Annotated in this window: 24 protein-coding genes; 5 read left to right on the top strand and 19 right to left on the bottom strand. The window is 44.9% G+C overall.

The window, feature by feature from the left end; all coding sequences use genetic code 11:
• Positions 1-70: 70 nt before the first annotated feature.
• From ACFTRD_RS11860 to ACFTRD_RS11845, 4 genes are all read right to left on the bottom strand, one after another.
• On the bottom strand, positions 71-1,135 hold the full coding sequence (locus tag ACFTRD_RS11860; RefSeq protein WP_379381328.1) for a Gfo/Idh/MocA family protein: 1,065 nt from the start codon (positions 1,133-1,135) through the stop codon (positions 71-73).
• A gap of 18 nt (positions 1,136-1,153) precedes the next feature.
• The gene (locus ACFTRD_RS11855; protein ID WP_379379985.1) at positions 1,154-2,122 is read right to left on the bottom strand and encodes a sugar phosphate isomerase/epimerase family protein; all 969 of its coding nucleotides are present in this window, start codon (positions 2,120-2,122) and stop codon (positions 1,154-1,156) included.
• A 167-nt stretch (positions 2,123-2,289) separates the two neighbouring features.
• Positions 2,290-3,180, bottom strand: a complete 891-nt coding sequence (locus tag ACFTRD_RS11850; protein WP_379379983.1) for an AraC family transcriptional regulator — start codon at positions 3,178-3,180, stop codon at positions 2,290-2,292.
• Positions 3,181-3,203: 23 nt separating this feature from the next.
• Positions 3,204-3,896 carry a TetR/AcrR family transcriptional regulator gene (locus ACFTRD_RS11845; protein ID WP_379379981.1) on the bottom strand — a complete coding sequence of 231 codons (693 nt, stop codon included), beginning with the start codon at positions 3,894-3,896 and terminating at the stop codon, positions 3,204-3,206.
• A gap of 180 nt (positions 3,897-4,076) precedes the next feature.
• On the opposite strand from ACFTRD_RS11845, the gene ACFTRD_RS11840 reads away from it, so the two are divergent.
• Positions 4,077-5,429 (top strand): MATE family efflux transporter, encoded by a 1,353-nt coding sequence (locus ACFTRD_RS11840; protein ID WP_379379979.1) that lies wholly within the window; start codon positions 4,077-4,079, stop codon positions 5,427-5,429.
• Between the two features lie 95 nt (positions 5,430-5,524).
• Here ACFTRD_RS11840 and ACFTRD_RS11835 read toward each other — a convergent pair whose 3' ends face one another.
• Entirely contained in the window at positions 5,525-6,163 is a 639-nt protein-coding gene (locus ACFTRD_RS11835; protein ID WP_379379977.1) for a sugar O-acetyltransferase, read from the bottom strand.
• Between the two features lie 348 nt (positions 6,164-6,511).
• Between ACFTRD_RS11835 and ACFTRD_RS11830 the strand changes: the two genes are divergently transcribed.
• Both ACFTRD_RS11830 and ACFTRD_RS11825 read left to right on the top strand, forming a co-directional pair.
• Positions 6,512-7,135 carry a TetR/AcrR family transcriptional regulator gene (locus ACFTRD_RS11830; protein ID WP_379379975.1) on the top strand — a complete coding sequence of 208 codons (624 nt, stop codon included), beginning with the start codon at positions 6,512-6,514 and terminating at the stop codon, positions 7,133-7,135.
• Positions 7,136-7,182: 47 nt separating this feature from the next.
• Positions 7,183-9,489: an MMPL family transporter gene (locus tag ACFTRD_RS11825; protein WP_379379973.1), complete on the top strand. Its 2,307-nt coding sequence runs from the start codon at positions 7,183-7,185 to the stop codon at positions 9,487-9,489.
• A 160-nt stretch (positions 9,490-9,649) separates the two neighbouring features.
• Here ACFTRD_RS11825 and ACFTRD_RS11820 read toward each other — a convergent pair whose 3' ends face one another.
• From ACFTRD_RS11820 to ACFTRD_RS11800, 5 genes are all read right to left on the bottom strand, one after another.
• The gene (locus ACFTRD_RS11820; RefSeq protein WP_379379971.1) at positions 9,650-9,925 is read right to left on the bottom strand and encodes a barstar family protein; all 276 of its coding nucleotides are present in this window, start codon (positions 9,923-9,925) and stop codon (positions 9,650-9,652) included.
• 15 nt (positions 9,926-9,940) lie between these two features.
• Positions 9,941-10,378 carry a ribonuclease gene (locus ACFTRD_RS11815; RefSeq protein WP_379379969.1) on the bottom strand — a complete coding sequence of 146 codons (438 nt, stop codon included), beginning with the start codon at positions 10,376-10,378 and terminating at the stop codon, positions 9,941-9,943.
• 173 nt (positions 10,379-10,551) lie between these two features.
• On the bottom strand, positions 10,552-13,125 hold the full coding sequence (locus ACFTRD_RS11810) for a glycosyl hydrolase (RefSeq protein ID WP_379381326.1): 2,574 nt from the start codon (positions 13,123-13,125) through the stop codon (positions 10,552-10,554).
• A gap of 236 nt (positions 13,126-13,361) precedes the next feature.
• Positions 13,362-13,490, bottom strand: coding sequence for a DUF6254 family protein (locus tag ACFTRD_RS11805; protein ID WP_379379967.1), 129 nt, complete (start codon positions 13,488-13,490; stop codon positions 13,362-13,364).
• A 215-nt stretch (positions 13,491-13,705) separates the two neighbouring features.
• Positions 13,706-14,278, bottom strand: coding sequence for a TetR/AcrR family transcriptional regulator (locus ACFTRD_RS11800; protein ID WP_379379965.1), 573 nt, complete (start codon positions 14,276-14,278; stop codon positions 13,706-13,708).
• 173 nt (positions 14,279-14,451) lie between these two features.
• Between ACFTRD_RS11800 and ACFTRD_RS11795 the strand changes: the two genes are divergently transcribed.
• Positions 14,452-14,898, top strand: coding sequence for a hypothetical protein (locus ACFTRD_RS11795; protein ID WP_379379963.1), 447 nt, complete (start codon positions 14,452-14,454; stop codon positions 14,896-14,898).
• 37 nt (positions 14,899-14,935) lie between these two features.
• Positions 14,936-15,388 (top strand): hypothetical protein, encoded by a 453-nt coding sequence (locus tag ACFTRD_RS11790; protein WP_379379961.1) that lies wholly within the window; start codon positions 14,936-14,938, stop codon positions 15,386-15,388.
• Positions 15,389-15,447: 59 nt separating this feature from the next.
• Here ACFTRD_RS11790 and ACFTRD_RS11785 read toward each other — a convergent pair whose 3' ends face one another.
• From ACFTRD_RS11785 to ACFTRD_RS11745, 9 genes are all read right to left on the bottom strand, one after another.
• Entirely contained in the window at positions 15,448-15,819 is a 372-nt protein-coding gene (locus ACFTRD_RS11785; RefSeq protein WP_379379959.1) for a hypothetical protein, read from the bottom strand.
• A 182-nt stretch (positions 15,820-16,001) separates the two neighbouring features.
• Positions 16,002-16,931, bottom strand: coding sequence for a ribose ABC transporter substrate-binding protein RbsB (rbsB, locus tag ACFTRD_RS11780; protein WP_379379957.1), 930 nt, complete (start codon positions 16,929-16,931; stop codon positions 16,002-16,004).
• Between the two features lie 14 nt (positions 16,932-16,945).
• Positions 16,946-17,917 (bottom strand): ABC transporter permease subunit, encoded by a 972-nt coding sequence (locus ACFTRD_RS11775; RefSeq protein WP_379379955.1) that lies wholly within the window; start codon positions 17,915-17,917, stop codon positions 16,946-16,948.
• A 1-nt stretch (position 17,918) separates the two neighbouring features.
• Positions 17,919-19,400, bottom strand: a complete 1,482-nt coding sequence (locus ACFTRD_RS11770) for a sugar ABC transporter ATP-binding protein (protein ID WP_379379953.1) — start codon at positions 19,398-19,400, stop codon at positions 17,919-17,921.
• A gap of 15 nt (positions 19,401-19,415) precedes the next feature.
• The gene (gene rbsD, locus ACFTRD_RS11765) at positions 19,416-19,817 is read right to left on the bottom strand and encodes a D-ribose pyranase (protein WP_192267163.1); all 402 of its coding nucleotides are present in this window, start codon (positions 19,815-19,817) and stop codon (positions 19,416-19,418) included.
• Positions 19,814-20,695, bottom strand: coding sequence for a ribokinase (rbsK, locus tag ACFTRD_RS11760; protein ID WP_379379950.1), 882 nt, complete (start codon positions 20,693-20,695; stop codon positions 19,814-19,816). The genes rbsD and rbsK overlap by 4 nt, the downstream gene beginning before the upstream one ends.
• Entirely contained in the window at positions 20,688-21,677 is a 990-nt protein-coding gene (locus ACFTRD_RS11755) for a LacI family DNA-binding transcriptional regulator (protein WP_379379948.1), read from the bottom strand. Before ACFTRD_RS11755 ends, rbsK begins: the two co-directional genes overlap by 8 nt.
• A 218-nt stretch (positions 21,678-21,895) precedes the next feature.
• The gene (locus tag ACFTRD_RS11750) at positions 21,896-22,939 is read right to left on the bottom strand and encodes a hypothetical protein (RefSeq protein ID WP_379379946.1); all 1,044 of its coding nucleotides are present in this window, start codon (positions 22,937-22,939) and stop codon (positions 21,896-21,898) included.
• Positions 22,940-23,005: 66 nt separating this feature from the next.
• The gene (locus tag ACFTRD_RS11745; RefSeq protein WP_379379944.1) at positions 23,006-23,809 is read right to left on the bottom strand and encodes an ABC transporter permease; all 804 of its coding nucleotides are present in this window, start codon (positions 23,807-23,809) and stop codon (positions 23,006-23,008) included.
• Positions 23,810-23,815 lie beyond the last annotated feature (6 nt).

The raw sequence follows: 23,815 nt of genomic DNA, 5'->3' as shown, positions 1-23,815 counted from the left end.
TTGTTCAAGTCTGCTTTTTAAGACTGTCTACTTGACAGGGAAGGTGCGCAAAGGAAACACAGAAAGCATGTTATATACTTCTATGGATCACACTTTTGGTCTCTGCCGCCTCAAAAATGGTCTCAATCAGCACAAGTACTCTGAGAACTTCATCATGCTTAATTGCAAGTTCAGATTTCCCTTCGATTGCAGAGACAAAATTTTCATAAAAGCTTTGCGGTTTCAAATCCGGCTTCTCTATCGCAAACTTTAGCGTGGACTCTTCGGACGGCGGCGCCATCGTCTTGGTCAATCCCTGCCCTGCTTTGATGGGTTTCGGCTCCACATGAGCAACATCCGGATTCCGGGTGATGATCTCCCCGCTCAAATCCCAGTCCCTAATAACCGCCGTACCTTCCGTTCCTTTGATGTACCATCTCGGTAACTTCACATAGTTGGTCGTTCCCACCTCAACAAGTGCCGTCAAGCCATCTTTAAACGTAATATAACTGGTAAATCCATCATCCACTTCGGTTCCCAAAATATAACTTAGAGTAGCTGTCACGCTTTCAATTTGGCTGTCGGTAACCAGAAGCAATTGGTCTAGCAAATGCACGCCCCAATCCAACAACATACCTCCACCGTAATCCTTCAGTTGACGCCAATCACCAGGAATACCATTGGCTCCCTGAACCCGGGATTCCAGGTGGAACAGTTCTCCCAAGGTCTTCTTGTCGATGATGTCCTTGGCAATCCGGAAATCTTCATCCCAGCGACGATTTTGATGCACCGTAAACACGCGATTCTCCTGATTCGCTACCTTGACGATATCCTTAAAATCCGTACTGGTTATCGTCACCGGTTTTTCACAAATGACATGTTTACCAGCTTGAAGGGCTTGGATCGCTATATCTTTATGAACATCGTTAGGCGTAGCAATCAAGACCACGTCCACAAGCTCATCTGCCAGAACGGCATCCAGACTTTCATAAGTTTTGTAGCCGGCTTCCTTTCCCAATTCCATCCGATATTCAACGGTATCATATACACCGATTACGGAAATCTGAGATACAGGCTCAATCAACTGGACATGATAACTGCCCATCCCTCCATATCCAACAATTGCCACATTATAGACTTGGTTATTCATTTTCATCATCCTTCCCTATTCTGACTAGGCCCACCACATATCGTGAGGCTGCTCGCGAATCAAGATAGATTGCAGGTTGGTAACAGCACGATTGAATCCTTCCTCAGTAGACATCAGGGGGTCTTCATGTTCGATGCTTATAACATAGTCATACCCGTAAGTTCGCAAAGCGCTTATAATGTCGGACCATTCAGACAGGCTATGACCACAGCCTACAGAGCGAAAAGTCCAGGAGCGAGTTTGCACATCCCCATATGGTTGCATATCGAGCAACCCGTACATGTTAATGTTATCCTGATCCAGATAAGTGTCTTTGGCATGAAAATGATGGATCGCGCCGGCTTTGCCCAATATTTTAATGGCACCTACCGGATCGATACCTTGCCACCATAAGTGGCTAGGGTCCAGATTTACGCCAATTGCATCACTGGTCTCTTCTCGTAATTTCAAAATCGTATAGGGTGTATGGCATAAAAATCCGCCATGTAGTTCAATTCCTATTTTTACATGATGCTCTTCAGCCAGTTTACCGATTTCCTTCCAATAGGGGATAAGCTTATTTTCCCACTGCCATTTCTTAATATCGCTGTATACAGTTGGCCATGGAATAACGGGCCAGTTTGGAGCTTTCGCATCCTCACTGTCTCCAGCAGTACCAGAGAATGTATTAACGACAGGTACGCCCATGAGTGAAGCCAGCTTGATTGATTTACGCAAAATGTCGTCGCCTTCTCGGGCCTCCTCAGGATCTGGAGAAATCGGGTTGTTATGGCAACTAAAAGCGCTGATGATCAAACCGCGTCGCTCAAACTTCTCAAGATAAGCCTTTCGTTTCTCTTCGCTCGCAAGCAATTCATCTGTAGGACAATGCGCATTTCCCGGGTTGCCTCCGGAACCGATCTCAACGGCATCCAAACCGGCAGCTACTAACTTATCCAGCATGTCATCTAACGACAAATTAGAAAATAACGGATCAAAAACGCCCAGTTTCATCGTAACATTCCTCTCTTTTTGTATGAACTTTAATTGTTTTGGTTTTGGTATATGTAAAAAAGTTGAGTAGCTGATCACATTTTACCGATGATATCAAAAATGCAAAGTACTCTAGCCCCCAACTTGTTTCCACCCTTATCATACAAGTCTGATTAAAGACTATCTTCCTATATTCTTGCTGTTTTATTCCCGGATATTGTCATGCGGTACTTTAAAGGCGATGTGCCCGTCGCTTCCTTAAAAAAGTGATGAAACGTTTTTACGCTACTGAAACCTGCCTCCTCAGCTACTTCGGTAATCGAATAGTTTTCGTTGAGCAAAATCCATTTGGCTTTATTAATTCTATATTCATTTAGAAAAGTTACAAAGGTCATTCCCGTATTCTTTTTGAAAAACTTAGTGAAATAATAAGGACTGAACCCTATATAGTCGGCAACATCCTTTAAGATAATTGATTCTTGATAATGATTTTCTACATATTCAAAGATTCGTTCCAGTTTCATAAGCATCTCCTTGGTCGGAGTCAAGGTATTCTCTGAACTTTGGTGCCGTTGCTGCTCCATACTCCTCGGTATTTCTCTTAGAATAAAAGCCAACATTTCATAAAGCTTGGCCTTGATCATATAAGCATAGCCCTCTTTGCGCTCGATATCTTCTGTGCTTATGCTTTGAAGAAGAGGAATAAGTTTGGTTACCGTTTCATGAGGCCAGTTCCAGCTTGATTGCTCCATCTCAGTAAAGATGTCTCGAAGCGACCGGTCATCGTAAATTAGTGTGGATACGTCCTGGAAAAGAATCAGGTCAAATTGAATAACGATTCGTTCGCTATCCGGGGATGACAAAAAAAAGTGGACGTCCCCGCCATTAATGAATTGAACCTCCCCCTGCTTCAGGCGGATCACCTTATCATTCATCCCCAGATCCAAGCTTCCTTGAGTCACATAAATAATTTCGATTTCCTTATGCCAGTGAGGATAACAAAGCACATCCCCTTTGTGAATAAAGCTCCGAAACGGAAGTCGTTTGTCAAGTTCCGGGATTTCCAGATATAAACTCATTTCCGCTAGCTCCCCTCATTTAATCATATTGCATCATACTTCTCCCGCTCTTTTATCACCTGTTCAATCCCCAACAGAATCAATTTCAACCCGAACTCAAACGCCCCATCTGTCCCCATCTTCTCAAATAGCCCGCTCCCATACATTCTCCGGAACAGTCCCACTTCCGTCTCGCTCATGGAGTCCAAAAGATGCATCATCTCCCCGCTGGAAAGCCCCCCCTGGTCTTTAGAGATAACGGAAACTGTACGTTGATGCTGATATCCGTCCAGAACGAAGTAGAAAACATAGTTCACAAGCGTAAGAACCGCTTGCAACTTTTGCTCTTGCTCAAGTGGCGTCGATTCCATGCAGAGCAGCATGCGGTTGGTGAAACGAATCATGTCCGGCTCGTGGGGCAGTGTGAGCATCATAAGCTGCGTGGAACAGGGGTACTGACGGAGCACACTTCGTATCGTTACCGCAAGTCCCGACATTTGCTCTTTCCAATCCCCCTCCGATTGGAACTCTTCCAAAATTATTTTTGATATTTGGTTGGCCAAATGCTGGTAAAGATGCTGCTTGCTTTTAAAGTACCAATACAGAGAGGGAGCCTGAATACCAAGCCGATCGGCCAATCGTCTCATGCTGAATTTTTCAATGCCTTCTTCCCCTAGAAGCTTCCACGAGGTTTCCAAAATCATATCTTCTGAAATCTGAGGCTGTTGTTTTTTCATTCATATCCGCCCTTTTATCTAACAGTGTAAGTTTATCTTTACAGGTTCATAGGTTCATGATACCATCTAACACTGTAAGGCACAAACTAACACTGTTAGATTGGGAGTTGATATATCGTTCGAATTCCATCATTACAATTCATTTCAAGACTAAAATAAACGAAGAAAGTAGTGATCCACATGGAAGCAGAAAACCTCCATTACTTTGAAAAAGCACCGATCGCCAAAGCTGTAGCTCACTTTGCTGTCCCAATGATGCTAGGCACATCAATGAGTGTCATCTATTCCATCTTGAATGCCTATTTCCTTGGTACACTGGGGAATACGGCGATGTTAACTGCACTTGCACTGACCTTGCCGTTATTCGCGGTCATTATGGCGCTGGGCAACTTAATTGGTATAGGCAGCGGCACATTCATCTCTCGTTTGCTGGGTGAGAAAAAAGTGGATGATCTGAAGCATGTATCTTCATTTGCCTTTTACAGTAGTTTAGTTCTTGGACTTATCGTAATAGCTGTTGGCCTCCCTTTGATTGAGCCTATTGTTCATGGGCTGGGGGCAACGTCGGACTCCTTCGGATTTACGAAAGACTATGTCACGATAATGCTTATCGGTTCACCATTCGTGATCTTATTCTTCACGCTGGAGAATATCGTACGCTCGGAGGGGGCAGCTATCACGTCAATGATCGGCATGATGCTCAGTGTTATCGTGAATATTATTCTCGATGCGCTATTCATCTTTATCTTCCATTGGGGTGTGATCGGCGTTGCATCTGCTACGGTCATCTCAAACATGGTTGCGAGTGCTTTCTACGCTTTCCATATGAGTTATAAAAGTCCATTCTTAACTGTCTCCTTGAAATGGTTCAAGATTACCAAGGACATTCTGAGCAATGTGTTCAAAATCGGAGTTCCCGTCTTTGTTATGAGTGTTTTCTTGGGTGCGATGTCGCTTATTCTTAACCTTTTTCTTGTCGAATATGGGGATGAGGCCATTGCGGGATATGGAATTTCATCACGTTTATTGCAATTTCCTGAGTTTATTCTGATGGGCTTGTGCGAGGGAGTCGTGCCGTTGATTGCCTTTTCTTTTACAGCGAATAAATTACGCATGAAGCAAACTATTGGTTTTACGATCAAAGCGATTGTGGTGTTAGCAGTCGTGTTCGGCGTTATCGTCTATCTGATATCCGACCACTTAATTGGTTTATTTACAAATGACCCGCAATTAATTGAAATGGGCAGCTACATTCTGCATGTCACGTTCCTATCCTTGTTCATTACAGGAATGACCTCGTTGTTTATGGGGATCTTTCAAGCTACAGCGCAAGGAACTGCAGCGTTTATTATGTCAGTCATTCAAGGAATTACTCTGATTCCTGTGCTCTATATCGCCAACCGAATGAATGGCTTCCACGGAGTGGTTTGGTCGCTCGTTATTGCCGATGTTGTCGCGTTCTTTGTTGGGGCCATCATGCTGTATGTTCTGCGGAATAAATTACAGCCGGAATTGGATCATTTCGTACAGTAAAAACATTGTATAGCTTCCCACTAAACAAAGATGTACTAATCGAAATGAGCAAACCGTTCCCATGTCTAGGAACGGTTTGTTCATGTTGTGTGTTTTTATTCAATTACGCTGCAATCGGCCAGGACATCCGGTTTATAGCGCATGCTGTCCGATGCAGTGATTGGACGAATGACTCTGCAGGGAACACCCGCTGCAAAAGAGCCTTCAGGGATATTTTGGGTCACTACGCTTCCAGCGCCAATGACAGATCCGTCGCCAATCGTAACACCTCCGCACACAGTAACGTTAGCTGATATCCAAACATCATTTCCGATCGTGACAGGCTTGGCGTAGCAGAGAGTCTTGGGTTCACCGTTTTGGTCCAGCATTTGTCGACGTTCTGAAGCAATAAAAGGATGAATCGGTGTAACAATGGTTACATTAGGTCCAAAACTGACGTGATCACCGATCGAAACTCTGGCATCATCCTGGACGGTCAGATTGTAATTCGCAAAAAAATGGTTACCGATTTCTGTGTGAATGCCATAATGAAAGAAAATGGGACCTTGGATAAAACAATGCGTACCTTTTCTGCCCAAGATCTGCATAAGTAATGCTTCGCGTTCCTCTGTTTGATCCTCAAAGGTACGACTGTATTGACTACTAAGATTGTGTGAGCGCAGCTTGATGGCCTTAAGATCAGGATGACCGGGACTAAATAAAATCCCCTCAAAAATTCGTTCTTCTTCAGTCATGTTATCAACTCCCGTTATAGATATTTCCATAATAATAAGCAAAATGAGACACGCAAAAGATTGTCAATCATAAAAAATGATTTCCCTCTATCTTCCCTTGCACGAAATTAGCTGAAAGCCACACTTCATATACTACCTTTATAATGATTTTTTATAAAGGATACATTTTTAAAAAAACTTTAAAATAACTTTCCCTTTGAGCAAATTTGCCCAATGGGCAAATTAAAGTTAAAATAATCCTTAGAACGTTATATCTCTGAAAAATATTTCATTTTTTCAGTGCTTTGTAATGATGTGCTTTTCAAAAACACCTTTAGATGAGAAAGGAGCTGTACGCATAAGCGGAAAATGATGGCGAAACAAACCTTGCGGCATTTAAAAAAAGAAGCGACAGAGCAATCGCTTGCTATTGCGGCATTCGAACTTGCGCTTGAACATGGATTGGACGGCATGGTTGTTGAAGATATCGTGCAAAAAGCCGGTTACTCCAGAAGAACTTTCGCAAATTATTTCACATGCAAGGAAGAAGCAGTAGCGATGGGAGCAACAGCGGTCCATAACACTGCTGAATTCGAGAATTTACTCACGCAAATTCCCCCAAATGCCTCTTTGCTTGACGTTCTGTATCAACTAATCCAGATGCAGCTTACAACGGATCTTATCGGAAGATTACGTGAACTTTTATTACTTTCCCAAAAATATCCTGTGCTAGAACCACATTTCCTCAGGGTATTGCACCATATGCAAACGACTGCTCAAGAAACATTGTTGGACTTGTCAGACGGAAACGATGACGAGGTATATACTTATCTTCTAATAAATGCGGTATACGGGATCGTTCTTCCTTTGATTGACGGAAGACTTAACGTATTGCTGCCGGGACAAAACATGAGTGATCACCAAAGGGCTGGGGCTGTAACGTTCGACGAGTTTTTAGAAACCATGTTTGTTTATTTGCGCAAAGGATTCTAGTGCGCTAACAATCCATATTCACCTTAGAGGGAGTGTAAAATAGAGAAATGTCTACATTATTATACAAACTGGGAAAGACTGCTTTTCGCAAACCCGCGTATTTCATCATTGGCTGGATTTTAATTTTGGGGATCGTCATTTCGATGATCAGCTTTAATGGTATTCACATCAGTTCCGAAATGAAGATTGAAGGTACTGAGTCACAAAAGGTTCTGGACCAGTTAGCAAAAGAACTTCCTGCGGCCTCTGGTGGTCAAGGAAGTGTAGTATTCGAAGCCCCTGATAACGAGCGTTTGGATACCCCTGAACGTTTGGCTGCAATTATGAAGGGTGTTAGTGAAGTATACGGGTTGAACGATGTGATAAACCCTGCCGATTATGCAGCTGAGGCAAGCAGTTCGGGTGCAGCCGCTGACATGGCTCAAGCTGCCAATATGCAGCAATCAGCAACATCCTCTCCTCCTCCCTATGGGCCTTTGATTGTGGAGGGTGTGCCTGTTCCTGGTGTCCTAATTTCTTCTGACGGAAAAATTGCACTGTTTCAATTTCAGTTTACTATCGAGCAATCTGCAATTACTCAAGATGTATTTGATTCCGTTATTCATTCCGTCATGACCGTTGAGAATGGAACCAACATTACCGTGCTCCCTGGCGAAACACTCAAAACGGTATCCATCGGTGTTGGTTCGGCAGAGATTGTCGGACTAATCATTGCTGTAATTGTCTTGCTGATAACACTCGGCTCCGTCGTTGCAGCAGGTCTTCCCCTTGTCACTGCGCTTCTTGGTGTTGGTATCGGAGTAGGTGGAGCCTTCTCCATCTCCAAATTTATAGAAATGCCCAGTGTGACTTCCGTCTTGGCTCTGATGGTTGGATTGGCCGTGGGGATCGATTACGCTCTATTCATTGTCAATCGCCAACGTCGAATGATAATTGATCAACGCTTGAGCGCACAAGAGGCTGCGGCAAGAGCGATTGGCACTTCCGGCAGCGCTGTATTTTTTGCCGGCTTGACCGTTATTATTGCACTCTGCGGTATGCTTGTCATCGGACTCACGTTCTTATCCACGATGGCTTTGGTCGCTGCTGCTACCGTTCTTATCAACGTGTTCGTTGCTCTAACCCTGTTGCCAGCTCTGCTTGGATTGGTAGGTGAACGCATCTGTTCGCCCAAGGCCCGCGAGAAAAGCACGAAACATTCTAAACAGGGTGGCCACGGAATTGCTGACAGATGGGTTAAATTCGTTATCCAATATCGTTGGATCACAATTATCGCCATCATCATCGTTCTTGGTGCTGCAGCAACGCCTATAACCAAAATGGAAATGGGCATCCCGGGAGCATCCTCAGCGAACCTGGATACGACGGCAAGACAAAGTTATGATGCCATCTCCGAAGGCTTCGGAGAAGGGTTTAACGGCCCGCTTATTCTGGTCGCAGAACCTAATAATTCTGCCGCTCAGATTACTCCGGAACTCTTGGGCAATCTCGTGAAGGAGCTCCAAAGCCAAAATAATGTTGCACAGGTTACCCCGCTGGGCATGACAGAGGATCTGGCTATTTTCAGTCTCATTCCGAAAACAGGTCCTAACGATAAAATCACGAAAGATCTGGTGAACGATTTACGATCTACCGAATCGAGCATCGCACAGACGAATGATGTTAAGCTTGGTGTTACTGGACTCACTGCCGTTAACATTGATATGTCATCCAAATTGGCACAGGTATTCCCTATCTATGTAGGAATTATTATCCTGCTGTCGCTTATCATTCTACTGCTTGTATTTCGTTCAATCATCGTTCCAATTAAAGCAACGATCGGCTTCCTGCTCAGCATTCTGGCTACATTCGGGATTACTACAGCTGTATTTCAGTGGGGCTGGCTGCATTCTCTCTTTGGCTTCGATACCGGCGGTCCGCTGCTAAGCTTTATGCCAATCATCGTGACCGGTATCCTGTATGGGCTGGCGATGGACTATCAGGTGTTCCTTGTTAGTTCTATGCGGGAATCCTACGTTCATGGTCACAGGGGGATAGCATCCGTTGTTCATGGGTACAACCAGGTAAGTCGTGTCGTTGTAGCCGCTGCGGTGATCATGGTCTCTGTATTTGCAGGATTTATATTTACGGATGACGTCATGATTAAACAGATTGGTTTCACATTAGCTGTAGGAATTCTGATCGATGCTTTCATCATTCGGATGGGATTGGTTCCTGCCATTATGGCTCTTTTCGGTGACAAATCCTGGGCACTTCCGAAATGGTTGGACCGCATTCTGCCGAACCTTGATGTCGAAGGTGAGAAGCTGATTGCTACGCTCAATGCCAAAAAAAATGAACATTCCAGGTCTTGATGTAGCGTGTTATTATGATTTGAATTTGTTTGGATATCAAAATAAGAACCAGCAGCCACTTACTGGCTGCTGGTTCTTATTTTCTGTCATATACCGTTAGCTGAATGAATCTGGTGTCCAAGAAGGAAACTACTTCATTTTCTTGTCCACCATATGGTCATTATATGATTAAATCAAATGTAAACTCTTCCAACTCTTCCTCCGCTTCTTGCATTACGTCTAATAAACGATCCGCGTATTCTCCAAGGTACTTCCTGCTTGTATCAAAATCAATCCATTGAATGGTAAGTGGCATGGAGACGAAGCCAGTCAAGCAATCCCATAATGCATCCAAATTCCGGCCGTAAGAGGGGCCTAACTCAAGTCTTTCCTGAAGAACGTCATGTAACTCTTCTTGGCCATGAATGTCCTTTCCATGGATGACAATGGTTTTCATAATATCTCCCCTTCACTATTCGATTTGTTCAAACGTACGGTAATGATCGGTTGTTTTATAGATTAATCCATCATTGGAGTATAGGATCCGATCGCTTCCTCGCGTTCCTCCTGAATAATTAATGTCTGCTTCGTACCAAGTCCTTCCCTTTTTCTTGGGTAACAACCCTTCTCGATTTTGAAATACATCACCGCCTATACTTTTGCCTGGGGCCACGTTCTCCAAATTTCCTTTGCTCGGCTCCCAGCCTAGTTCCCTGGCCTCTCTTTTGGTTATATAATTTTCTGGCAGTTCATGATGCTCCGAAATATACGCAGCTACTTCATCAAATTGCGTTAGAGGTGAACTAGCTTGAGATGAGTCATTTAATGAAGCCGTTTCGAGTGAACATCCCGTAAACAAGATAGTCGCTAGAATAATAAGCATAGCACTTAAACATTTTTTGAAATACATTGTTAATAATCAATCTCCTTCTGAGCTTTTAGCATCCTACCCATCATAACAAAAAAGCCGCTAAAATAGCGACTCAATGGAACCCTATAGTTGTCTCCAAACGTTCAACCCCCACACAGTAAAGGGGTCGGGCAGAGTAAATTCCCCATCCCAACCCGGCTATTCCCCTCTTCTTACGGTTCAATCCCCCATGCAAGCTGGCCGTTCATATACCCGGTGACTTGTTCATTGTTTGCAAACTGACTGGTGGATGCCTTAAACGAGTAATCGTTAGCCTGGTTGTAATTGGACCAGTTATTTTTGGAGAATCGGGTTTGAATTTCTGCGCTCTGTCCAGGACTAAGCGTTCCAGCCGAACTCGAAAATCCAACTTCCAAAACATAATCCGCTCCAGTAACCGGAGTCGCCAGTTTAACGAATGTGCCGGTTACATTCGCACTTCCGATGCTGGCCCAGTCAGACCAGAAACTCTGTGCGTCTTCCCCATCAATCGTATAATAATACCGCAGTTTTACATCACTTAATTCAATGGGCGAATCACCGCTATTGATTACTTTGAACTTGGGTGAGATTCCGTTAGCGGAACTACTCGTGTTGCCGTTAAAAGCCTGAATTGCCAAGTCACCCGAGGGAATAGGAACACTGCTGTCTACTACATTTACAGTAAGAACAGCATTATTTCCACCGCTGAAATGAAAGGTTATCGCATTCTGGCCCAGCGGAAGCGTGAAAAGGTAGGATTTACCCAGAATGACACCAGAGTTGGATGCCGCATAATCCTGGCCCGATTCAAGTGTATAGTTTCCATTCGTTACGTTGGTAAGCTGTTTCCCGTTTAAGGTAAGAGACACGGAAATATCCTTCCCTAGATTCACGGCTTTATCAAATGTCGCATTCACGGGCGAAATCGAAGCACTTGGTGTTGAATCGACGATTTTAACTTTTAATACAGGATCTTGACCCTGATTCATATCAAAGACAATCAAATGATCACCAGCCGGCAGCCCGGCCAAAAATTCTTTTTTCAGCAGCAGCATACTTCCGTTTAAAATATAATCTTGAGACGCGGTTAATGCATTGGTCCCTACCCGGAGATCGTTTAATGTTTTTCCATTTAAATTCAGGGAAATGGTTTTGTCACTTTGATTGGGTGCATATTTGTCAAATTCAACGGCTGCAGGTGTGATGGATGCGCTTGGATTAGGATGGTTACCCTTTAAATTGGGCAGCTCATCCAGTGTGATAACATAATCACTTTGATAAAGTGTTGTAAGAGTGGCAGGATAATTAAATGCGGAACTCATTAGATGTTCGCCATACCATGGGCAGAAATAGAGCCATCCAGATTTTTCTTCTGTCAGATTCTGAACGCTTGGGATCGTATCGTTCTCCGTCATGGCAACCATTTTCGTACCGTTCGTTAAATCAACCAGCTGATAGAAAATCGAAGTAATGGCATCCTCATTAGGTACGCCAGACAAACCGTCATTGCGGTTGTAGATCGTATTGTATTTATCATAGCCAACAATGTCTACCTGATCATCACCAGGATACCATGCAGGAGAAGTGTTATACACATAGCTGTTGTATGTCCAGATCAAGTTATGCAAGCCGTATGTCTCTGTAAGTTCGGTATAGAGCATATCCCAGAGCTGCTTGTATACGTCCGCACCTGCTGAAGCCCACCAGAACCACGCACCTTCCCCATTCAAACCGCCATTGCCCTCCGCCTCATGATAAGGACGGAAAATAACCGGCACATTGTTATCTTGCAGAATCAGCAATTGTTCTGCTAGATCTTCAATAGTCATCATGACGTATTGATATTCCTTCGTACCAGGAATCACGGCGTTGGCTGTATTAAAATTAGTTTCTGTTGGCTTGTAGGTGGCTTCCTTCCAATCCACATGCTCTCCAAGCTGATAGGTAGTAAAATTTCGAGGCACATTGATGTGCCATGAAGCTGTAGCAATGCCGTCCCGGTTATTCACCCAATCGATCATCCGATCCGTTGTGCCGTCCTCCCATCCGTAGAGCGGATTATAGTTCATAAAATCAAAGCCGCGGATCGCAGGATATTTTCCGGTTAAATTATAAATCCAATCAAACTCCAACTCTGTATTGCCGTCATTCCCGCCTCCATAAATTTCCTGCTGACCGGAGATAATGTGGTTACCGTAAACCTCTGTTAAATAATTCATCAGCAGTTGAGTCTCAGGTGTGGCCCCAGAATCGGTGAGCACCGGTTGTACATCCAAAGGATCTAGAACTGCATGATCCACAGTAAAGGTGTCAAAATAAGCAAATCCCCAGCCTGCCTTCAGCTCAATGGTATTGCTTCCTTGATTCAGCTTATGAAAGCCAAAATTAAAATCATTCCATGTGGTCGTGTAAGGCAGCATATACGAACCTTTGGTCACACCATTGACGGATAAATATTGAAGTCTGCCGTCTGGACTTAACTCCTGCATATAACGGGTTGAGATCGCATACATGCCGGTTTCCGGGACAGTCACTGTGTAGGTGATTGTGCCGGAATTTTGCATCCACACAAATCCACTCCCGGAGAATCCGGGCTTGGGCTGGCCGTAAATTTCAGTCACTACTTGAAGATCGGAGGAAAGTAAAGCGTTTTCGCTTTCAATCATAAAAAGCGGGGTTACTGCATGAACGGGCGTTGTCATCAATCCGAGCAGCAGAATGAATGACATCATCATTGCGCTTGCCTTTTTGAACAAATTTTTCATTTTCATTTTCCTCTCCAAGTGAAATATGAGAAAGAATTGTTCGATCTGTCCATTCATGGTTGCGCTTTCATTGTAAAGATAGCATATGTATCAAGTTTTGCAAATATATGGACGAAAAAAAGTTGTAGTACTTATGTAAATAAAAAAAACGCTATTTAGCGGCTTTCAATAAACAATGTTTTTGTCAGTGACATTCGTGCGAAAGACTGCCGGAAATTTACCCGGCAGTCTTTCGCTTAAAGCGTAGTATGTTTCTCTTCATATTCGCTTGATAATTCTTTAAGCGATTTGATTTTACCATGAGGATGCTGTTCTTGCTTTCGTGACTTCCAGGCAGCTTCCTGCCTTTTCTTCTGGCGAGCCATAAAAGATCTCCTCCTCTGGCAAAATTAGAGTGTATACTACTTCACTATGATGTCATTTATGAATTACTTTCATTCATGGGTATTAAATTTATGTGAACAGACATCATTCCCACGTTTTATTGAGCAGTGAAATACATTGGATTGATTCTGTATCACTATAACAAACAGTCCGCAATTGATGAGACTCCCTTTGTCCGTCATGCCATAATGGCGCGTTAATCAAAAATGGATAGTGTCACATGAATAATATTGTTTAATTTTTGCTGATCCGCTGTAGTCTTAACCAATGTCCGTAGTCCGATCCATGCATTCATTAAATAATGAGAAGTAACTACAGGATCGAAATCTGCCTTGATTTCACCCGTTTGTTGACCTGCCAAAAGAAGGTTGGTCAAGAATTCCTCGGTTCGTAAATAACTTTCATTCACTAAGGATGTAACTTCAGGATCGAGTACACCCAGTTCCACGCCTGAATTTACAAGAAAACACCCTAAAGGCTCTCCTTCATTTCTTACTGTAGACTCAAACAAAGCCCGAATGATCTCTTTGACCGGCTTTTGTGTATGAACTAAAAAGCTCATTTTGTTCAACTGCTTTGTTTCATATCGTTCAAGTGCTTTCATAAATAGAGCATGCTTATCCCCAAACGTATCATAGATGCTTCTTCGGTGAATGCCCATATATTCAACGAGGTCTTGCATTGAAGTTTTCTCATATCCTTGTGTCCAGAACAGATGTATTGCTTTATCTAATACTTCATTTACTTCAAATTCTTTTGATCTTGCCATCCTCATCACCTCGAATAATCATTATACATTTAAGTGCACGATTGGGAAACACGCCTTGTACCAGCGGCAATAAGGTTGGTTTTCAAAAACATAGTAAATGCTTGCCATTTAGCTGACAACTCTTTGAAACTATCTACATAAGATATACCAAATAATAGATTGGAGGAATTGCTATGGTTCGTACGCTTGACGCTCGTACTTCTCTTGGTTCTAACGGTACTACTCCGCTTAATATCCCTCTTGCGCAAAACACCCCTACCTTGGTGGGAATTCTTGGATTGAACATTGTCAATCCAGGTTTAGTTATTCGCACTCAGTTCAATGGAACTTATCGAATTTCGGGTTCTAATTTGTCTTCTCAACCTTCTTCCATTCGGTTCGAAATTTTCAGAGGTTCGACTAATACAGGTACGCCAATTTACGTCGTTTCCCAACCTGTATTTCCTTCTGTAGGAAGCATACTGGCAAGCTTCGAGGGTTCTGATTACAATGTGCCTCCTCCTCCTACCGGGCAGCTTATCTATTCTTGTTATATGACATTTGTTCCGGTATCCCCATCAGAACAAGCCAGCCGTGTTGGTCCGGAATGCTTCAATGCGGTTGCGTACAGCGACGACTAACTTATTTTTATGAAAAGGACGGAAGGAGGCAAATCCCATGGTTAAAACGTTAGATGCACGAACTTCCCAAGGCTCCAACGGGCAGCAGGTGTTAACGCCCAGCTTCACGAATGGCGTTCCGCTATTGTTTGCCCAAGTTGGACTGCAAGTCAGTAACCCGGGCATGGGAATCCGGACTCTTTTTTCAGGGATAGTCGAAATAACAGCAAGTCAGTTGCCTGTTAACGGGGACTTGGTGATCGTAGTGTACCGAGGATTGGGTGGTTCGCAACAGCTTGTTTATGCGACGGGTACAATTGTGTTGGCCAACCCGTTTTTCAGTCCTTGCGTATTAAGCTTTACCGGTTCGGATTTCAATGTGCCACCACCAGGTAATGGACAGATTGTCTACTCAGCGTATGCCATATTCTCCTATAATCCAATTTATAATGTGAGTAACGTTCGTTTAGGTCCTGAGAGTTTCAATGCAACCATTTATTCAGATGATTAAGTAACTAGGTTTGAGGCCTATTATGAGAATAAATTAACCATCTCAAATTATTGAGATGGTTAATTTGAATTTTTCAGAAGCTCATCCATAGCCTGAACAGCAAGTTCAAATGCTTTAATTCTTCGTTCGATAAGCGTTTTTTGAGGGCTACCCGTTTTTGACTTACCATTCATTTTCTCAAGTAATGGGAATAAACCAGTCAAAACATGGCGAGCTTCTGTTAAATCTGCCTCACTGTAATGATAAGGTTTCAGATTCCAAGCCGTTTCCAGCATGGCTAATCCGATGTACAATGCTTTGAGGCGTTTATCTAATAAGGTGGTGTTACTTTCTTTCTGAGCCATATTAGCCAGGGCATTTTCCGATTTGCGGATTACTGATTGAAAGGCTTGGAATGATTCCATTTTAACTTCAGTAGATACGTTATCCATGTATTACAGACCTCTCTTCATATCTGTGATTTTATTCCGCTCATTCGTTCTCTTACATATTATGTCTGGAAGTCCGCATTGTAAAGTTGTAAGTCCGTAACTGGGTCGCCTCCGAAATGGTTGAATACAAAGCGAAAAATCCCGCTCTGGTGCTTGGTCCAGAGCGGGATGTACAAGAATATTTAGTTATTGGCGTTTTCCTTAGTTACCAGCTTCAATTCAGCCGGAATTGATTTTTCTACCTGCTTGCCGCCAAGAACATCCAGAGCGGCTTGCACTGCCAGCTGGCCAATCAGTACCGGCTGCTGAGCAACGGTGGCCGTCAACTTTCCGTCCTGAATGGATTTGATCGCATCATCGTTGCCGTCAAATCCGATCACGGGAATGTCTTTGCCCGAGCTTTGGATCGCTTCGATTGCGCCTAGTGCCATCTCGTCGTTATGGGCAAATACCGCCTGTACGTCTGGATTGCCCTGCAGCAGGTTTTCCATCACATTCAAACCTTTGGAGCGATCGAAATCGGCAGACTGTTTGGCAACCACATCGAGTTTTTGGTCGGCGACTTCATGGAAACCTTTCCCCCGCTCTCTTGTTGCGGAAGCTCCAGGTACACCCTCAAGTTCAATCACTTTTGCTCCCTCGCCAAGGTGTTCTACGAAATATTCTGCTGCCATCTGTCCGCCCTTGACGTTATCGGATGCAACCAACGCCGCCACTTCCCCTTTGTCCGCCGAACGGTCCAGTGTAACCACAGGAATGCCCACGCTATTGGCAGACTGAACGGCCGTGGAGATTGCAGCGGAATCCGCTGGGTTAATCAGAAGAGCATCCACGCCCTGTTGAATCAGGTCGTCCACATCATTGGTTTGTTTGGCCGAATCATTTTGCGCATCAACTACAATGACCTGAATTCCTTGTTTTTTGGCTTCTGCAACTACCCCGTCTTTGAGGGATACAAAGAAGGGATTATTCAACGTGGAAACCGACAGGCCGATTTTTTTCTGTCCATTGCTTCCGGCAGAGTCGGGCTTGGCCCAGCCCGGAGGCTCCAGGGAGCATCCCGCCAGAACGATCATCATTACGCTTACAAGCAATATGGTTAGTTTTTTCATGTTCGCTTCTCTCCTTAAGCCGTTTTCTTGCGGTCCAGCAGGACAGCGATGGCAATAACGACGCCTTTCACAACCATTTGATAAAATGAGTTCACTCCGAGCAGGTTCAAACCATTGTTCAACACGCCGATAATTAGGACCCCGATTAGTGTACCGACAATCCGTCCTCTACCGCCCGACAGGCTTGTTCCACCCAGAACAACAGCAGCAATGGCGTCCAGTTCATATGAAGTACCTGCCGTAGGCTGCGCAGAATTCAGACGGGAGGTCAGAATTGCGCCTGCCAGTGCCGATAACATACCTACCAGTGAGTAAATCATGATTTTCACGCGATGCACTTTAATGCCTGAGATGATGGAAGCTTTCTCGTTGCCACCAAGCGCATACGTTTTGCGACCGAAGGCTGTTTTGTGCAAGATTGTCCAGAGAATTACAAAAGTAATTAACATGGTGATGGCCGGCACTGGAATGCCAAGCATATAACCGCGTCCAAACAGCTGGAACATCAGGCTGTCACCCAATCCCGTAATCGGGTTACCATTCGTATACACGAGTGTCAATCCCCGGAATACTGTCATCGTCGCCAATGTTGCTATAAATGGAGCCATCTTGCCTTTCGTAATCATCAATCCATTTACCATCCCCATAGCACCACCGAGCGCGACCCCAATAATGATTGAGAGAATGGGATCCAGGCCGGACAACATCATATTGGCTACAAAGGCGCTCGATAAAGCCAGAATCGAGCCTACCGACAAGTCAATCCCGCCTGTCAGAATAACAAACGTCATGCCAAACGCTATCAGTGCGTTAATCGAAACCTGTCGTAATAGATTTAAAATGTTAAGCGGTTCTAAAAAGCTTGGATTTAATGCGGATACGATAATAATCAGTATGATCAGCCCTAATAAAGGACCCAATTTCTGTGTCAGATTTGTCAAACGGAAGCCGCTTTTCGCGGGTTGGTTTTCCTGCAAAGTTGTCATATTACTGTCCCCCTGTAGCCAATGTCATAATGTTTTCCTGTGTTGCCTCGTCCTTCGTCAGTTCGCCAGTAATGCGTCCCTCATGCACAACCACGATTCGATCGCTCATGCCGAGCACTTCAGGCAGCTCGGAAGATACCATAATGATTGCGACTCCGCGGTCCGTCAGCTCGTTCATCAACTGATAAATCTCTCGTTTGGCTCCAACATCCACACCGCGTGTGGGCTCATCCAGAATGAGCACGCTTGGACCGATGCCGACCCATTTGGCGATAACGACCTTCTGCTGGTTGCCTCCTGACAAGTTTCGTACCGCTGTCTCGGAGGATTGCGTCTTGATTTGCAAACGTTTGATGAGTGTATCGACGAATTCCTGTTCTTTCTGAGTCGAGATGAAACCTTTACTTGAGAAGCTGAACAAATTCGGTAAAGCCATGTTCTCACGTATGGAGAAATCTAATACCAAACCTTCATCCTTCCGGTCCTCAGTAATAAATCCAATCCCATGTCTTACTGCGTCTGCTGGCTTCCGAATGTGAACATTCTTGCCTCGAATCATAATGTCTCCACTATCCAGTGCTTCCAAACCGAAGATCGCCCGCATGATTTCGGTACGTCCCGAGCCCATTAGCCCTGAGAAGCCGAGAATTTCGCCTGCTCTCACTGTGAAGCTGACATTCTGGAACAATCCTGTGCTGCTTGCGTCACGAACTTCCAGAACCACGTCACCGTATGAAGGATTCCGTACAGGATACCGCTCCGTAAGTTCCCGACCGACCATCTTCCGTACCACTTCGTCAAAGCTGGTCTCCGGGATCGACTTGGTATCCACCGTTTTGCCGTCACGCATTACCGTAATCCGGTCGCAGATCGTAAAAATTTCCTCCATCCGGTGCGAAATGTATACGATGGACACTCCATTTTTCTTGAGAACAGCGATTACGCCAAACAGTTTCTGGATCTCACGCTCTGTAAGTGCCGCCGTTGGTTCGTCCATAATGATAACTCTGGCATCGGTCATTAGTGCTTTGGCAATCTCAATCATTTGCTGCTGACCGACAGAGCATTCCCCGGCAGGACGGTCCAGCGGAATCTGCACCGAAAGCTTGGCTAACTGCTCCGTGGCAAGCGCTTTCATTTGTCGCGTGTTCAGTAATCCGAAAGTCGAAGTTAATTCCTTGCCGATGAAGAGATTGTCAAGCACCGTCATTTCCGGCCAAACGTTCAACTCTTGATGGATAAAAGCAATCCCCATCTTCTCGGCTTCCTTTGGACTGGAAAAATAGGTTTCTTTGCCGTCAATAGAGATCGTTCCCTGATCCCGCCCATGAAGACCGATCAAAATGTTCATTAGTGTGGATTTGCCGGCCCCGTTCTCCCCCATCAGGGCATGAACCTCGCCTTCTTTCAAATTGAAATCCACTCCGCTCAGCACTTGGTTGGTGCCAAACGCTTTATATATGCCTTGCATCTGAATATGCATAATGTCGTCCTCCTTTTAACCGAAAATGACGCCTGATTGTAATATGCAATTGGCATATGGTGTGGCTTCGCCCGTGCGAATGACCACTTTGGCTTGTCGGGTCAACGCCTTGAATTGCTCATGACTGAGGGATACGTCAATAGCATCATCCCCGAATTTCTCGGTAATAAACTGCAAAGCTGCAGGATTTCCTGCTTTGATTTCGGCCGCCAAAATCACTCTCTCGACAACCATATCCTCCTCAATCAGTTCCACGATTTCTTGAAAACCAGGTGTTCCCAACTTCAGGGCCACATCAATTTTGGGTACTCCTTCCGGAATCGGAAGACCAGCATCTGCGATGACAATCATGTCCGTATGGCCCAGATCAGACAGCACCTTGGAAATATGACTGTTCAACATTCCCTGTTTCTTCATTTCAGACTTTCCTCCACTTCATTCCGCATCGGCATGCCTCCTTGCGCTCCGAACTTGGTCACGGATAGCGATGCAGCCCGGTTGGCGAATCTAATGCTGTCCTGTAGCGGCTTACCTTCCGCCAAAGCGACCGCAAATGCGGCATTAAACGTATCACCCGCTCCGGTTGTATCCACTGGTTCAACCTTGTAAGCAGGGACAACGATTTCCTGCTCCCCGTCAAAGTAACGAACTCCGTTGCTGCCCTCTGTAATAAACAACTTGTTTGGATATTGCCGCAGCGCTTCTGCTGGAGTTATTCCCTGAAACAATATCCCGGCCTCATGCTCGTTCGGTGTGATATAAGCGACTTTTTCGATGACTGCATCCGGTACTTTTCTTGCCGGTGCTGGATTCAACAACAAGGGGGTTCCGCTTTGGTCACAAATCTCGCTGACACGAACAACGGTTTCCTCTGGAGTTTCGTGTTGAATAAGCACAATATCGGCACTTTGGATTACTTCTGCCAATTCATCAACATAGGCAGGTGTTACTTCGCGATTGGCCGCCTCAACGACTACAATGCTATTATCACCTTCTGCCAGAACGATATGAGCCGTACCGCTCTCCATATGTGTAACCGGTTTCACATTTTGCGTATTTACACCATTTGCTTTGAAATTATTTAAAATGGCCGTACCGAAAGCATCATCGCCTACCCGGCCAATCATCACAACTTCGGCCCCCAGCCTTGCAGCAGCGACTGCCTGGTTAGCTCCTTTGCCGCCTGGAACTGTTTTGAAACTGTCGCCAAGGACGGTTTCACCCGCCCCCGGACGTCTTGAGGAAGTGACAACCAGATCCATGGAGCTGCTGCCAATAACACAAATTTTAGCCATTCGAATTCACCTTTCTTGTTGTGCCCCGTTCAATGAAACTGACAGGCAATTGTATGTGTTTATTTTCGATTGGTGCTTGTTCTACAAGTTTAATAAGCAATCCGGCGGCTTCTCTCCCCATCTCATATGCCGGTTGGCGAATGGTCGACAAGGCAGGCGATAACAAGCTGCTCATTGGGATATCGTCGAAGCCGATAATCTGCATATCCTCCGGAACTTTGATTCCGATTCGCAATGCTTCATGCAGTACCGCCATGGCCGCGATGTCATTACTGGCAATGACCCCGTCAGTATCGCCGTACTTGCTGAATAGCTCTTCCGCCCATAACCCAACATCATTAAAGGAGAAAGATGTCGTTTGAATTACGCGGTAATCAAGACCAGCCTGACGTATGCTCTCGATGGCGCCTTCAAAACGGTCCTGCGCAGGTTTGATATGTGCTGGTCCCTTCATGACCGTAATTCGGCGACTTCCACGCTTGATGATCTCCCTTGCAGCCAGGCGCCCGCCCTCTCTCCCATCCGCATATACGGAGGGACTGTCCAGCGGCGTCCTGTCCAGAAATACCACAGGGATCTTCAAGCTTTCATATATTGAAGAATGAGGGTAGTTTGTTGAAGAGATTACGCCCACCACATTATTTTGGACAAAAGTCTGAACATAATCCCGTTCCTTTTGTTCATCCTCATCACTATTTCCGAAAATCAGTCTGAATTCCTGTTCCTGCATCCTGTCCTCCACACCGCGTGCAAGCTGCGGAAAGTAAGGGTTTGCAATATCCGGAAGCAGCAGGCCGATCAGCTTGGACTTACGTTTATATAAAGAGCGAGCCACTTCATTCGGAGAGAAGTTAAGCTGCTTGACCGCTTCTTCCACCTTCTTGCGCGTGTCTGCATGAACATAACCTCTTTCATTAATGACCCGTGATACAGTGGCTACTGATACGCCAGCCAGTTGAGCTACATCTTTAATTGTTGTCATGAACGTTCACCCCTATGTGTAACCGGTTACAGATATGAAAATATCATATTTCATTTCGTTTGACAATCCTTTTGTTACTGGAAATATATCCAAGTCGGCTAGAAAAAGGCGTAAGTACTTTCTGGCGTAAGACGTAGGGCTAAAGTTAACAGAAAAAAAGTCCATCCTCGAATGAGGCTGGACTGCTGATTCCGTAAGAATTTCAGAGAGGGGTTAGTTCAGCTTTCGAGCAATGAAATCAGTCTTTGCAGGAGAGCAGGCTCTTCCTTGCGGAATTCCTCCAATCGTAGCCTCACCTTTTCAAACACTGCCTTGTCTTCACGAAGTTCATGACGGATATATTGATCCCTTAGCTTCATTGCCCTGGTGGTTATATCCTGATAACCGTTCACAAGTTCTTCGTCGTATGGGATTATCCCCTCTTCTATCAAATAGGCAATCCGTTCACTCATCATTTTTTTGTGCTCCCAGAGCACATGCAGATGCCTCACATCGTTACGGTCGCCAAGCCGGGGATCGTTGCTCTCTACAGCATCATAGTACATTTGCAAATAATCGTAGACGTGAATTCCGAAAGCCTGTTCTTCGTCAGGATTGTAATTAATGCGGTTCAGATGGGTCTCTCCGTTCAGGTAATCATGCAGTTGGTCGAGCGCTACGATTCTATCGAAAGGATACGGAGAATGCGGCTCGTATTTGTAAAAATAAGTGTGATGATCCGCGGTGAGTTCCTCTGTGAGCAGATGTCTCATAGAATGGACAGCATCCAGGAACTCCGTGAACGGAATCTGTACATTGCGATATACTCCTGTATGGTCAAACATGGAAGCATCAAAAATACGTTTGTCCCAATCGTAACCATACAGAAAAAGATGATGAGGAAACGGTTCTTTTTGATAGGCTGCCGCTGGAGATAACCTGGACTCGTCCAAAAATACGATGCAATAATAGCCGCTGTGAATCTGATCTGCGAAAAATTGGGGCCAGGCGTCCAACGCCAAATGTTCCAGAATCGTATAATTGACGGAGCATGTGAGCAGAAACGGATTGTTAAAATTCAGTTCGTTGGGCTGGCCCCGGAAGAAATCGATATAAAACTGTCTACCATCCTCCAGAAAGGTTTTCTTGCAGGACAACTGAATGAAATTGCTGTAATACCAAGGAATCGTTTCCTCATGTGCACTGGTAATCGAAAGTGTGTAAGCCCACCGCAGAAATCCTTTAAGCGGCGGATTCAACACGGGTAGCTGAACTGCATTCATTCTTTCTCCCCCTTCTGTTTTCTGAGTTTTTGGGCTGCTGCTTCACCTTATGTCTGAGAATTTGCCTTAACTGCTTGCACTACTGTATCCCTTCACAGCCTGTTTCCAGAACACTCGTATAGCTGTGAAAAAAATAAGTGAACCGACCAGCGCCAGTCCTGTATAGAGCCAGCCGAGTTGCCCCAGCAGGAACATGGGTCCGAAATTGGTAATCAGAAACAGCGGGATGATGAAGGTGCCGATCCGTCGGACCCAAGTCGGGTATATTGCCATTGGGAAATTGTTGGCGTCCCAGGCGGAATGGGCGATCTCGGATGCTGAACCTGTCTGAACGAACCGAAATGAAAGTAATGCAGGGATAATCATCAGACAGTATGTGATGACAACAGAGACGAATAGCAGCAGCATAAACCCGGCAAGTTGCAGTAGTGTCAACGGTATATCCATAGCATGCCATCCGATGCCAATCATGACGAGACCAACCAGTATATCAGGAATGGGCAGTGCCAGATCGACATAACGCAAAGAAGCCATAAACTGGAGAGAAACCGGTTTTGTCAGCATTAAATCAAGCGATCCGTCCTTAATATATTCCGGGATCTTCGTGAAATTTGTGAAAAACAGACCGACATACATACCTGTCACTACAGTGTGCATGCCTATAAATAGAAGCAGCCCTTCAGGAGGGATGCCGTCGACGTGAAGATCGGTGCGAAACACAACGAGCACATATAACAGTTTGGCAAGCAGGTAGACGGATTCCACCAGCAGGCTCATCATGAAATTGCCTCGAAACTCCATCTGGGCAATGAGGCAATTTTTGATGAACATGCCATACAAATGTGCGTATTTTCTCAGGACTCTATACATATGGGA

Source organism: Paenibacillus sp. NPDC056933, from assembly GCF_042674385.1.
Lineage (GTDB): Bacteria > Bacillota > Bacilli > Paenibacillales > Paenibacillaceae > Paenibacillus.
This window is presented reverse-complemented; position numbering and strand designations above follow the sequence as displayed.